At 69.8% G+C, this 12,469-nt stretch carries 13 protein-coding genes; 2 read left to right on the top strand and 11 right to left on the bottom strand.

Annotated features, from left to right (window positions below; all coding sequences use genetic code 11):
- Position 1 precedes the first annotated feature (1 nt).
- Positions 2 to 202: a hypothetical protein gene (locus tag ASG62_RS06945; RefSeq protein WP_056695561.1), complete on the top strand. Its 201-nt coding sequence runs from the start codon at positions 2 to 4 to the stop codon at positions 200 to 202.
- Positions 195 to 599, top strand: coding sequence for a F0F1 ATP synthase subunit epsilon (locus ASG62_RS06940; RefSeq protein WP_056695559.1), 405 nt, complete (start codon positions 195 to 197; stop codon positions 597 to 599). Before ASG62_RS06945 ends, ASG62_RS06940 begins: the two co-directional genes overlap by 8 nt.
- 100 nt (positions 600 to 699) lie before the next feature.
- On the opposite strand, the gene ASG62_RS06935 is transcribed toward ASG62_RS06940, so the two are convergent.
- From ASG62_RS06935 to obgE, 11 genes are all read right to left on the bottom strand, one after another.
- Positions 700 to 2,070 (bottom strand): DUF2793 domain-containing protein, encoded by a 1,371-nt coding sequence (locus tag ASG62_RS06935; RefSeq protein ID WP_056695558.1) that lies wholly within the window; start codon positions 2,068 to 2,070, stop codon positions 700 to 702.
- 83 nt (positions 2,071 to 2,153) lie between these two features.
- Positions 2,154 to 2,681 carry an RNA pyrophosphohydrolase gene (locus tag ASG62_RS06930; protein ID WP_244487600.1) on the bottom strand — a complete coding sequence of 176 codons (528 nt, stop codon included), beginning with the start codon at positions 2,679 to 2,681 and terminating at the stop codon, positions 2,154 to 2,156.
- A 78-nt stretch (positions 2,682 to 2,759) separates the two neighbouring features.
- Positions 2,760 to 3,941 carry a divergent polysaccharide deacetylase family protein gene (locus ASG62_RS06925; RefSeq protein ID WP_056695554.1) on the bottom strand — a complete coding sequence of 394 codons (1,182 nt, stop codon included), beginning with the start codon at positions 3,939 to 3,941 and terminating at the stop codon, positions 2,760 to 2,762.
- Between the two features lie 126 nt (positions 3,942 to 4,067).
- Complete coding sequence (locus ASG62_RS06920; protein WP_056695553.1) at positions 4,068 to 5,411, bottom strand: S41 family peptidase; 1,344 nt, start codon at positions 5,409 to 5,411, stop codon at positions 4,068 to 4,070.
- Positions 5,401 to 6,966, bottom strand: coding sequence for a murein hydrolase activator EnvC family protein (locus tag ASG62_RS06915; RefSeq protein ID WP_056695550.1), 1,566 nt, complete (start codon positions 6,964 to 6,966; stop codon positions 5,401 to 5,403). The genes ASG62_RS06920 and ASG62_RS06915 overlap by 11 nt, the downstream gene beginning before the upstream one ends.
- Positions 6,967 to 7,186: 220 nt before the next feature.
- A complete protein-coding gene (gene rlmH, locus ASG62_RS06910) occupies positions 7,187 to 7,669 on the bottom strand; it encodes a 23S rRNA (pseudouridine(1915)-N(3))-methyltransferase RlmH (protein ID WP_056695548.1) in 483 nt (160 codons plus the stop codon).
- Positions 7,670 to 7,756: 87 nt separating this feature from the next.
- Positions 7,757 to 8,086, bottom strand: coding sequence for a ribosome silencing factor (gene rsfS, locus ASG62_RS06905; RefSeq protein ID WP_413814182.1), 330 nt, complete (start codon positions 8,084 to 8,086; stop codon positions 7,757 to 7,759).
- A 167-nt stretch (positions 8,087 to 8,253) separates the two neighbouring features.
- A complete protein-coding gene (locus ASG62_RS06900) occupies positions 8,254 to 8,907 on the bottom strand; it encodes a nicotinate-nucleotide adenylyltransferase (protein ID WP_056695547.1) in 654 nt (217 codons plus the stop codon).
- A complete protein-coding gene (locus ASG62_RS06895; protein WP_056695544.1) occupies positions 8,904 to 10,187 on the bottom strand; it encodes a glutamate-5-semialdehyde dehydrogenase in 1,284 nt (427 codons plus the stop codon). The genes ASG62_RS06900 and ASG62_RS06895 overlap by 4 nt, the downstream gene beginning before the upstream one ends.
- Positions 10,177 to 11,361, bottom strand: coding sequence for a glutamate 5-kinase (gene proB, locus ASG62_RS06890; RefSeq protein ID WP_056695543.1), 1,185 nt, complete (start codon positions 11,359 to 11,361; stop codon positions 10,177 to 10,179). The genes ASG62_RS06895 and proB overlap by 11 nt, the downstream gene beginning before the upstream one ends.
- Entirely contained in the window at positions 11,358 to 12,449 is a 1,092-nt protein-coding gene (obgE, locus tag ASG62_RS06885) for a GTPase ObgE (protein WP_056695540.1), read from the bottom strand. Before obgE ends, proB begins: the two co-directional genes overlap by 4 nt.
- Positions 12,450 to 12,469 lie beyond the last annotated feature (20 nt).

The following is a 12,469-nucleotide window of genomic DNA, read 5'->3' as shown; positions in this document are numbered from 1 at the left end:
CATGAACGGGGACGGCGCGCTTCGCTTCGAGGATGCCGTCAACGACACATGCCCTTGGTCGGGGAAGCCGGTTTCGCCGGACTCCCTGACGCTCTACAACGGCGCGGTGGTGGGGTTCTGCAATCCCGGCTGCCGCGACAAGTTCCAGACGGCCGTCGAGCATTTCGAGGCCGCACGAAACGGGTCGACCCACCATGGCTGAGAGCTTCCAGTTCGAACTCGTGTCGCCCGAGCGGCTCCTCGTTTCCGAGGCCGTGACGGCGGTGCTGGCGCCCGGCACCGAAGGCTACATGACCGTCATGGCGCGCCACGCGCCGCTCATGACGACGCTGAAGGCCGGCGTCGTGGTCGCCACGCTCGCCAGCGGCCAGGAGCGTCGCTTCTTCGTTCGCGGCGGTTTCGCCGACGTCTCCAATGCCGGCTTCACGCTGCTCGCCGAGCGCGCCGTTCCGGTCGAGGAGCTGAACGCCGCCGACCTCGACGCCCAGATCCGCGACGCGGAAGAGGACGTGACGGACGCCAAGACGCCCGAGAGCAAGACGCGCGCGGAAAACCTTCTCGCCGAGCTGCGCGATTCCCGGGCCGCCGTCGGTCTCTGAGATCGCAGGCATTTCAAGACGGATCGACGAGCGGCCGCCCCTTCCCGGGCGGCCGTTTTCGTTCGTGCGCCGAAGTGTGATCCCCCGCCGCATATCGGTATCAGAGTGCCGGCGCCTGCTCGGCTCCACCGGCCTTCAACGCCGCAAGCTCCCGCCTCGTCTCCCGCAGGGCCTCCCACAGGAGCGGGATCATCTGATCCGGTCGCAGCCACTGCCGACTTGCCGCATCGGCCCCGTCGTCCAGTCCCCAGACGCCGAGTTCAGTCCCAGCCGCATCGAGCGCGGCGCGCACCTCCTGCGCTAGGAAGCCAGCATGGCGCCCGGCCGCATGGGGCGCCGTCACGACCTTTGCCTCGTCCCCCTCGCCCCGTCCGCCACGGTCATCCCTCTCCTCCGGCTCCCTCCAGCGGAACGTGACCGGCTCGATCGCATCGAGAAGCGCCAGAGCCAGCTTGGGCCCGACAGGCGCGACGTCCACCTTGTCCCGCCGGTCGGAGGTCTGGATCGTCCCGGTCGTCGCATAGACCGCCGAGAAGCGCTTTCCGGCCTCGCCGAGCGTCACGGCGTTGTCGGCACCGGGCAGGATGTTGCCGGTGGGGCCGACGACGAGCCGCGCTCCGCTGGTCTGATCGGCAATGGAGAAGGCACCCGCGCCGGACGCCGAGAGGAGATAGCCGCCATGCGCCCCGCTCTGCGTGTTGGAAAGATGCAGGCCGACGCCGACGGCCGAAGCGGCCTCCACCGTCATCCGGTCCGCCGACACGCGCACCTGCCCGTTCAGCTGGATAGGCTGCGCCAGGGCGGTGTCGACCGCTCCTCTCAGCGCGACCTTGCCGCCGGGATCGGCTGCCAGAACCGGCGAATAGGCGCTGCCGTCCGGCGAGACCCGCAGCGTGAAGGCATCGGAGCCGAAGGTGCCGAGAAGCGCGCGGGTGGAATAGCCGGTCTGGAAGGCGATCCCCCCATCGCGCGCGGATGCGCTCTTGTTGAGCGTGACCCGCAGATGGCCAGTCCCCGGCGTCACGTCGTCATGAGAGAGAAGCACGGCGTCCGATTTGACGGCCAGCCGGTTCGCAGCGTCCGGCGCCGTTCCGACTCCGAGGGCCGCCACCTGGACCTCGGAGTCGGCATCGAGGTTGATCGGCGTCCAGGCGCCGCCGGTGTGGACGAGAAGCCGCCCCTCGTCGGCGACCCAGCAGCGCCATCCCTCGTCCGGCGCGTGAAAGCGCCAGGCCCCGCCGTCGAAGGCCGCGATCGCGCCGGCCCGGCCGAGAAAGTCGCCGCTGGGATGGGCCGCGACGAGATAGCGCGCGCCTTCCGCGGGGGCCGGCGGCGGGGATGCCAGCTGGCGCGTCGCCACGCCGAGATGGACCAGCGCATCCGCGGCCAGCAGCGCCTCGTTGTGCGTCACATGCTTCTGCGCCTGCGCCGCCATGATGAAGGGCAGCTTCAATCGGGTCGTCTCGCTCATGCCGCATCTCCGTTCGGATCAAACCGGCGGCGAGTATGGCGAGAGCGGACGGCGCGGGGATAAGCCCGCGCCCGTCCGAAGCCTCAGACGAGTTCGTGAGCGCGGAAGTTGGCGACGACCTGCTCGTAGACCCCGCGCTTGAAGGGCACGACGGAGGCGAGGACCTCGTCCATCGGCTTCCAGCCCCAGTCGTCGAACTCCGCGCTGTGGCCGCCCGGCGGCGGGGCGATCTGGACCTCGCTCTCCTCGCCCTCGAAGCGGAAGGCGAACCACTTCTGCCGCTGGCCGCGGAACCGTCCCTTCAGCGCGATGCCGACGAGGTGCGGCGGCAGGTCGTAGGTGATCCAGTCGGGGCTTTCGCCGAGCAGCGTGACCGAGCGGATGCCGGTCTCCTCGTAGAGCTCGCGGCGCGCGGCCTCGAGCGGGTCCTCGCCCTCGTCGATCCCGCCCTGCGGCATCTGCCAGAGCGCAGTTGCGCCCTCCATCTCGCCCTTCTCTCCCACGAGGCGGCGGCCGACCCAGACGAGCCCCTTCGCGTTCAGCACCATGATGCCGACGCAGGGACGGTAGGGCAGGACTTCGAAGTCGATCGGCTTCGTCATGGGGCGCATCCAAGCTGTGGCGGTCGCCCGATGTCTATCGCAAAGCGCCGCGCGCCGGAACGCCTTTCGCCGTCGCTTCCATCGGCTTCAGCGCGCTTCGGGATCGAAGGCGAGAGCGGAGATCGGAACGACCGTGATGCCGCGCTGCTCGGCGGCCTTGACCCAGGTCGAGATCGTGGCGACCGAGACGTCGAAGGCCGAGGCCGTGCCGATCGCCGTGCCGTTGGCGCGCGCCGCGCGCTCGAGCGTGTCGAGCTTGGCTGTGATCGAGCCCGCGTCCTGCTCGCCGTCGAGAAGGACATCGGCGCGGGCATGGACGGTGCCGGCCGAGCGCGCGGCATTGTCGGAGACGCTGCGCACGGAACTGCCGTCGTCGAGGAACATGAGGCCGCGTCGCGACAGCTCGCTCATGAAGGCGGTCATGGCGGCGGGATCGGCGGTCAGCCGCGCGCCCATGAAATTGGCGACGCCGACATAGTTGGTGAGCCGTCCCAGCGAACGCGACAGCGCGCCGAAATAGCCGGCGGAGATCTCGGCCGTCGTCACCGTGTCGTCGCCGGGCGAGGTCGCGGGATAGCCGAAGGGCTCCATCGGGACCTGCAGCAGCAGCTCGTGGCCGCTCCGCCGCGCCTCCTTCATCCAGCGATCGAGACTGTTGCCCATGGGCGCGAAGCCGAGCGTGACGCCGGACGGAAGAGCCTCGATCGCGGCCTGCGTGCCGGTCTGGCTGATGCCGAGCCCACCGACGACGATCGCGATCCGCGCGCCGGCCTCGCTGGCCGGGGCCATGGAATAGACGTCGAAGGGCCGGCGCCCGTCGGCCGCGCGGATCGGCAGGGGCCCGTCGTCGGAAACCTCGATCAGCGCATCGTCCGGCCGGTCGGCGAAGCTCGGCGCCTGCCGGATCGAGCCGGGATCGCTGACATCGACCACCGCACCGGAAAGGCCCGCGGTGCCCGGCGGATAGGTGACGGTCGGCAGCGAGGGATCGGCAAGCGCCGCCCGCTCGACGCGGGTCGCCGGCGGCAGCGGCTGAAGCGGCGCGGCCGCGATCTCCGCCTTGGCGGCCGCTGCGGCCTTTTGCGCCGCGAGATCGGCGATGAGATCGCCCTGCCGGAATTCGGGCTGCAGGAGAACGGTCGCGGCTGAGCCTGCCAGAAGCGCGACGAAGACGCCCGCGCCGAGAATCTGGCGGGAGGTCGGCCCTTTGCGCCGGGCGGGCGCCCGCGTGAGATCGCGGCCAAGAGGGCGTCGGAGATCGTCGAGCATGGCTCCTGCTAGCAGGCCAAGCTGGACCGGGCCTCACCCGCCGAAAGACCCGCCGTGCCGACGAAAAGGGCCCCGGCTCCCATGGGAGCCGAGGCCTCGATCGAACGGTCGGTGACGACGCGCCGGTTAGTTGGCGGCGCGCTTGTCGGCCTTGGGCGGGAAGGACGCATCGGTCTTCACGCCGCGCAGGAGATCCATCGCGTAGATCAGCTGAAGGTCGTCCTTCTGCTCCGGGGGAACGTAATCGAGCGAGCCGGAGCCCTCGTCGTTCTCCTCGTTGCCGGTGATGTGGCCGCGCAGCGACGACTCGCCGCGCACGACCTCGTCCTCGCTGTCGAGACCCATCTGCTTCTTGATGTCGTCCGGCAGCGGCTGCTCGACCTTCACGTCGGGATCGATGCCGCGGCCCTGGATGGAGCGGCCCGACGGCGTGTAGTAGAGCGCGGTCGTCAGGCGCAGGGCGCCGTTCGCGCCGAGCGGGATGATGGTCTGCACCGAGCCCTTGCCGAAGGAGCGCGAACCGACGACGGTCGCGCGGCGCTGGTCCTGCAGCGCGCCGGCGACGATCTCGGAGGCCGAGGCCGAACCGCCGTTGACGAGCACGACCAGCGGCTTGCCCTGGATGTCGTCGCCCGAACGGGCGTTGTAACGGCGCGTCTCCTCGGCATTGCGGCCGCGCGTGGAGACGATCTCGCCCGATTCCAGGAAGGCGTCGGAAACGCTGACCGCTTCGTCGAGCAGGCCGCCGGGATTGCGGCGCAGGTCGAGGACGAAGCCCTTCAGCTTGTCGGCCGGGATCTTCTTCTCGATGTCGGCGATCGCCTCTTCGAGGCCGACCGTCGTCTGCTCGTTAAACTTCAGGAGCTTGATGTAGCCGACATCGTTTTCGACCGAGTGGCGGACGGAGGGAACCTTGATCTCGTCGCGCTTCAGCGTGAGCTTGACGGGCTTGGTTGCGCCCTCGCGCACGATGGTCAGCGTGACGGAGGTGCCGATGTCGCCCTTCATCTTCTCCACGGCTTCGCCGAGGGTGAGGCCGCGCACCTGATCGCCGTTGATCTCCGCGATCAGGTCGCCGGCCAGAACGCCCGCCTTGTCGGCCGGGGTGCCTTCGAAGGGCGAGATGACCTTGACGAGCTCGTTCTCCATCGTGACCTCGATGCCGAGGCCGCCGAACTGGCCGCGCGTCTCCGTGCGCATGTCCGCCGCTTCCTTGGCGTTCATGTAGCTGGAATGCGGGTCGAGCTGGGTGAGCATGCCGTTGATGGCGGTCTCGATCAGCTTCTGGTCGTCCGGCTTCTCGACATACTGGGCGCGCACGCGCTCGAACACGTCGCCGAAGATCGCGAGCTGGCGATAGGTGTCGGACCCGGCGGCGTTGGCGACGCCGGCCTGCTGTCCGACGACGACGGTCATCGCGGTCGCTCCCATGAGCGCTCCGGCGAAGAGTATCGAGAGCTTACGAATCATTCCTCGTCCTTCCAGAAGGTCTGGCCGCCCACCAGGGAGACGGATCGACCGGTTTCCCGTCCTTACGAAATTCGACGTAGAGCGAAGTTTCGACCGGAGCCACGTCCGCCGCTGCGGCACTGGCCACCCTCTGCGCTCCCATCACGGCGACGGGCTCTCCCGAAAGCACGAACTGTCCGACGGCGACGTCGATCTCGCTCATACCTGCAAGCACGACATGATAGCCGTCGCCCGCATTCAGGATCAAGAGCTGTCCGTAGGACCGAAACGGTCCCGAGTACAAGACCTGACCATCCGCCGGGGCCGTCACGACATCGCCGGGCCGGGCCTCCAGCGTCACGCCGGACGACGGCCGCCCTATGCCGTCGCTCTGCCCGTACCCGACGCGAAGCGCGCCGGCCACCGGTTTCGACAGACGGCCTTTCATTGTCGAAAATGGGGCGCCGGGTTCGAGCCGATTCATGTCACGGCGAAGTGACGCGATATCGTAGGTGTCCTCGGCGGGTGCGGAGGCTTCGGGGGGCGGCGTCAGCGCGGCCACCTGCGGCTCCGCCGCGGGCGGTGTCGGCGCTGCCGCATCCGGCCCCGGCTGGCCTGCGGCGGCGATCCGCGCGTCCTCCTCGGCTTTCTTGGCTGCCGCCTGCTCGCGCTCGGCCTCGGCCTTGATCGCGGCCTCCCGGCGCTGCGCCGCTTCCTTCGCCTCGGCGGCCTCCGCGATGCGCGCTTTGGCCGCTTCGCCTTCCAGTGTCTCGATGAGGTCCTGCAGGCTCGTCGCCTTGGCCGCGAGATCGGCGACGCGGCGGGCCTCCGCCGCGCGGCGCTCGCGATGGTCGGCCTCGAGCGTCTCCTTCTCGGCGAAGAGGCGGGCGAGGCGCGCCTCCTCCTCCCGCTGGCGGGTCAGCCCCTCGACGAAGCGGGTCTTCTCGGCGACGATGTCCTGGCGCACCTTGGACAGCCGGGCGAGATCGGCCACCAGCGTCTCGGTCTCCTTGCGGATGCCGGGCACGACGGCGCCGAGCAGGATGGCGCTGCGCACCGAGCCCAGCGCGTCGTCGGGCCGCACGAGCAGCGCCGGCGGCGGCTTGCGGCCCATGCGCTCGAGCGCGCCGATGACCTCGGCGAGGAGCCCGCGCCGCTCGCGCAGCGAGGCCTTGATGCCGGCTTCGTCGTCGCCGAGCTTGCCGATGCGCGTCTCGGTCGCCGCGATCTCCTCGGAAGCCTGCTTCTGGCGCGCGGCCGCCTCGATCATCGCCGTGCGGATGCCCTCGCGGTCGGATTTCAGCGTTCCGATCTCGGTGTCGAGATTGCGGATCGCCTCCTCGGTCAGTTGGATCTGGTCGGCGAGATTGGCGAGATCGAGCGCGGTCTTCTGCCGTTCGGCGTCGAGCGTCACGACGCGATCGACGCTGCCGACCGTTTCCAGCGAAACCGGCGGCTCTGGCTCGGCGCGCGCGGACGGGGCGGCATGAAGGAGAAGGCCGAGGCCCCCGGCAAGGAGCGCAGCCTTCGCGCGGCAGGGAAGGCCCCGCCGGTCTCGTGCGGCTCGAAATGCCACGGTGCCCTGTCCCTGCCTGCTCGCCCCCGCCGCATCCGCGCCTTACGGCGGAGGCGGCCTCCAGAATCAGGATTTTAATCTGCCAAACCTTAACAAGGCATCAACCATATCGAAGCGGCGTCAAGATGGCGGGCGCCTAAAAGCGCACGAGACACGCCCGTTCGAGCGTCCCAGGGGCGACGCGAGAGCCACTTTGGCGACGTCCTGCGGCAGGGCGACATTACACGCGGTGATAGGGGTGGCCGGAGAGGATCGTCGTCGCCCGGTAGAGCTGCTCGGCGAGAAGGATCCGGGCGATCTGGTGCGGCCAGGTCATGCGGCCGAGCGAGAGAACCAGCCGCGCCCGTCCGCGAAGCTCGGGCTCGATGCCGTCGGGCCCGCCGATCAGAAGCGCCAGATCGCGCAGGCCTTCGTCGCGCAGACGCCCGATCGTCTCGGCGAAATCTTCGGAAGAGAGGATCTTGCCGGTCTCGTCGAGCACGACGAAGGCGGTCTTGTCGGGAAGGCCGGCGGTCAGCCGCGCCGCCTCGTCCCGCTTGCGCTCGGGCGCGGTTCCGGCGCGCGATTCCGGCTGCTCGATCAGCCCGGCATAGTCGAGCCCGAGAGGACCGCCGGATTTCGCCAGACGGTCGAGGTAGCGCGCGGCCAGATCACGCTCGGGACCGGCCTTCATGCGGCCGATCGCGGCGATGGTCAGGCGCATGGGTGCCCACCCCGCACGATGGGCGAAGGTCGGGCAATCGACAGCGGCCGGGCCCGGCCCGGCCGAAGAGAAGGCTGCGTCACGCGGTCAGTGGACCGTCGTGTCGCTGGCCTCCGCGACGGACCACATCTTCTCGATGTTGTAGAAGGTGCGGACCTCCGGGCGGAAGATGTGCACGATGACGTCGCCGGCATCGATCAGCACCCAGTCGCCGTTCTGAAGGCCCTCGACCTTGCAGGACCCGAAGCCACCTTCCTTGATGTCGCTGAGGAGATGTTCGGCGACGGCGGTGACGTGACGGTTGGAACGGCCCGAGACGATCACCATGTGATCGGCGAGCGCCGACTTTCCGCGAAGGTCGATCGAGAAGATGTCCTCGCCCTTGGAGTCGTCGACGCTGGCGAGGACGATATCCACGAGGTCCCGGCCCGACGCAGGCGTCTTGGCGGGCGCATCGGTAGGAGCTGCGATGATCGCGTCCTCCGGCTGTGTGGCATTTCTCAGTTTCGTCGTTCCTTGTTGTGGTGCTGCCCTGGCGGAAAGCTTGGGCGCACCTTGAAGATAGGCACCGATCGGTGTCGGTTTCAAGACGTCGGTCGAAGCCCCGCCCGCAGCGCGGACGAGGAAAAAGATGAACGCGGCCCGTGCAGAAACACCCAGGCCGGCGGTTTTCGGTGCTTCAGGCGGCCCGCTTCGCTTTCGCGAATCCGGCTTCGCGCAAGCGTCAGGGCCGCTGGCGAGGAAAGAAGCGAGAGCGTCGCACCCGGCCTGTCCACCACCGCGATCGGGGTCGTCGCGGCGATGCCGCGCCAATCCTGCCAGCGATGGAAGCTCGCCAGACTGTCCGCGCCCATGATCCAGACGAAGGTGACATCCGGCCGAAGGCGATGAAGCAGCGCCAACGTGTCGGCCGTGTAGCGGACCCTATAGCGCGCTTCGAAGGCCGTGACAAATATGCGCGGGTCCTTCGCGATCACCCGCGACGCCGCCACCCGTTCGGCGAGCGGCCGGAGCGACCCGTGGTCCTTCAGCGGATTGCCGGGCGTCACCATCCACCAGACCTGGTCGAGCTCCAGGCGTCGGAGCGCGAGCTCGGCGACGAGGCGGTGCCCGGGATGGGGCGGATTGAACGAGCCGCCGAGCAGCCCGACCGCCATGCCGGGTTCGACATGGGGAAGAACGAGGGCGGCGCGGTCGAGATCCTCCGCCCCCGATCCCGGAACGAGCCGGGATGTCACGGCCTGATCTGGCCGGTCCCGCGGACCCGGTAGTTGAAGCTCGTCAGCTGTTCGACGCCGACCGGCCCGCGCGCGTGCATCTTGCCGGTCGCGATGCCGATCTCGCCGCCGAAGCCGAACTCACCGCCGTCGGCGAACTGCGTCGAGGCGTTGTGGAGCAGGATCGCCGAATCGATCGAGCCGAGGAAGGTCTCCGCCGTCCCGGCATCCTCGGTCACGATCGCCTCCGTGTGATGCGAGGAGTAGCGCTCGATATGGGCGATCGCGCCCTCGACGCCGGACACCGCCGCGACGGAGACGATCGCGTCGAGATACTCGGTCTCCCAGTCCTCCGCGCTCGCCGGCAGGGCCGCCGGCCAGACGGCGCGCACCCGCTCGTCGCCCCGGATCTCGCAGCCGGCGGCAGCGAGCGCGTCGAGGATGGGCGCAAGATGCGTGCCGAGCACCGCTTCGTCCACGAGCAGCGTCTCCGCCGAGCCGCAGACGCCGGTGCGCCGCATCTTGGCGTTGACCGCGATCCGGACGGCCATATCGAGATCGGCGGCCTTGTCGATGTAGAGATGGCAGAGGCCTTCCAGATGCGCGAAGACCGGCACGCGCGCCTCCTCCTGCACCCGGGCGACGAGCGAGCGCCCGCCCCGCGGCACGATCACGTCGATCGCCCCATTGAGCCCGGTCAGCATCGCGCCCACCGCCGCCCGGTCCGGCACCGGCACGAACTGCACGGCCTCGGCGGGAAGCCCGGCCGCCTCCAGCCCCTCGACCAACGCCGCGTGGATCGCGCCCGAGGAGGCCGAAGAGTCCGACCCGCCGCGCAGGATCACCGCATTGCCCGCCTTGAGGCAGAGGACCGCCGCATCCGCCGTCACGTTCGGCCGGCTCTCGTAGATGACGCCGATCACGCCGAGCGGCGTGCGGACGCGCGAGATCACGAGCCCGTTCGGCCGCTCCCATTGCGACACGAGCGAGCCGACGGGATCGGCGAGCGCCGCCACCTCCCGGATCGCCGAGGCGATGCCGGCGACGCGCGCCTCGTCGAGAAGCAGCCGGTCGAGGAGAGCGGGCGAGAGCCCCGCGGCCCGCGCGCGCTCCATGTCCGAAGCGTTAGCGGAGAGGATCGCGGGCGCCGCCCGTTCCACCGCGTCGGCCATGGCGCGGAGCGCGCGGTCCTTCACCTCGGTCGGCGCGAGCGCCAGCCGGCGCGCCGCGACCTTCGCCTTGGCGCCCATGGCCTTCATCAGGGCGGCGGTGTCGTCCGCCTCGGCCGTCTTATCCAGCATGGGTGCTCTCCTGCGCGACGGTGCCCGCCGTCTCCTCGGCCCCGCTCCACCGGTGCCGCTCCATCACGAGATCGTCGCGGTGGATCATCGCCGCGCGCGGCTCGTAGCCGAGCGCGGCCTCGATCGCCGCCGAGCGCAGCCCCGCCACGATGCGCGCTTCGGAAGCGTCGTAGGCGACGAGGCCGCGCGCGACCTCCCGCCCCGACTCGTCGGCGACGACGATCGTATCGCCCCGGCCGAACTCGCCATGCACGGCCCGGACGCCGGCCGGCAGCAGGCTCTTGCCCGATTGCAGCGCGCGCACGGCGCCCGCATCGACCACGAGCCGGCCGGCGGCGTTCAGATGCCCGGCGATCCAGCGCTTGCGCGCGGTCACGGGATTGGCCGTCGCGTGAAACAGCGTCGCCCGCTCGCCCGCCTCGATGGCCGAGAGCGGAGACAGCCGGTCGCCGCGCGTGATGATCATCTCCGCGCCCGCGGCGGTCGCGATCTTGCCGGCGTCGATCTTGGTCTTCATGCCGCCGCGCGAGAAGATGGAGGCCGCGCCCCCTGCCATCGCCTCGATCTCCGGCGTGATCGCCGGCACGGTCTCGATATGGCGCGCGTTCGGATCGCTCGCGGGCGGCGCCGTGTAGAGCCCGTCGATATCGGAGAGAAGCACGAGAAGATCGGCCGACATCATCGTCGCCACCCGCGCCGCCAGCCGGTCGTTGTCGCCGTAGCGGATCTCCGTCGTTGCAACCGTGTCGTTCTCGTTGATCACCGGGATCGCGCCGAAGGAGAGAAGCGTGCCGACCGTGGCGCGCGCGTTCAGGTAGCGCCGCCGCTCCTCCGTGTCGCCGAGCGTCAGGAGGATCTGCCCGGCCTTCAGGCCGTGGGCGCCGAGAAGCTCGCCATAGGCATGGGCGAGCGCGATCTGCCCGACCGCCGCCGCCGCCTGGCTTTCCTCGAGCTTCAGAGCCCCATGCGGCAGGTTCAGGATCTTGCGCCCGAGCGCGATGGCGCCGGAGGAGACGACGAGAACGTCCTTGCCGGCGGCGCTGAGGCGCGCGACGTCGGCGACGAGCGTCTCCAGCCACTCCCGGCGAAGGCCGCTCGCGCGGTCGACGAGCAGCGCCGAGCCGATCTTGACGACGATGCGGCTGGCGCGGCCGAGGGTCCGGGCGGCGCTCACCCTCGCCGGCCTCCGCGCTCCGCGTCCGGGTTCTCGTCGGAAGGCGGGTTCGCCCAGCGCTTGGCCTCGATCTCCTCGGCCTGCGCCGCCTCTTCGCTCCCCATGCCGGCGATCTGGCGGCGCAGCTGGCGCAGCACCTCCGTCATGCCCTCGCGGCTGACGGCGGAGATCGCGAGCGGGCGCTGGCCGGAGGCCTTGGCAAGCGCCTTCAGCTTCTTGGCCTTCTCGTCGGCGTCGAGCGTGTCGATCTTGGAGAGCGCGACGATCTCGGGCTTCTCGCCGAGCAACTCGTCATAGGCCTCGAGCTCGGCCCTGACGATGCGATAGGCCTCCGCCACGTCCTCCTCGGTCGCGGAGACGAGGTGGAGCAGCACCCGCGTGCGCTCGACATGGCCGAGGAAGCGGTCGCCGATGCCGACGCCCTCATGCGCGCCTTCGATGAGGCCGGGAATGTCGGCCAGCACGAATTCGTGGCTGTCGACCGTGGCGACGCCGAGATTGGGATGAAGCGTCGTGAAGGGATAATCCGCGATCTTCGGCCGGGCCGCCGTGACCGAGGCGAGGAAGGTGGACTTGCCGGCATTGGGCAGGCCGACGACGCCGGCATCGGCGATCAGCTTCAGCCGCAGCCAGATCGTCATCTCCTCGCCTTCGAGGCCGGCATTGGCGCGCCGGGGCGCCTGGTTCACCGAGGTCTTGAAATAATGGTTGCCGAAGCCGCCATTGCCGCCCGCCGCGATCCGGTGGCGCTGGCCGATCTCGGTGAAGTCGAAGAGCAGCGTCTCGTTGTCCTCGGCATAGACCTGCGTTCCCGCCGGCACCTTCAGGACGACGTCCTCGCCCTTGGCGCCCGTCCGGTTGCGGCCCATCCCGTGCGTGCCGGTCTTGCCGCGGAAATGCTGCTGGTAGCGGTAGTCGATCAGCGTGTTGAGGCCCTCGACGGCCTCGATGAACACGTCGCCGCCGCGCCCGCCGTCGCCGCCGTCCGGCCCGCCGAACTCTATGAACTTCTCGCGCCGGAACGAGACGGAACCGGCCCCGCCATCGCCGGAGCGGATATAGACCTTGGCCTGATCGAGGAACTTCATCGCCGTTCTTTCCATCCGCG

This window comes from Aureimonas sp. Leaf427 (genome assembly GCF_001425485.1).
Lineage (GTDB): Bacteria > Pseudomonadota > Alphaproteobacteria > Rhizobiales > Rhizobiaceae > Plantimonas.
The sequence above is the reverse complement of the archived record's forward strand: the minus strand, read 5'-3'. Positions and strand labels throughout refer to the sequence as shown.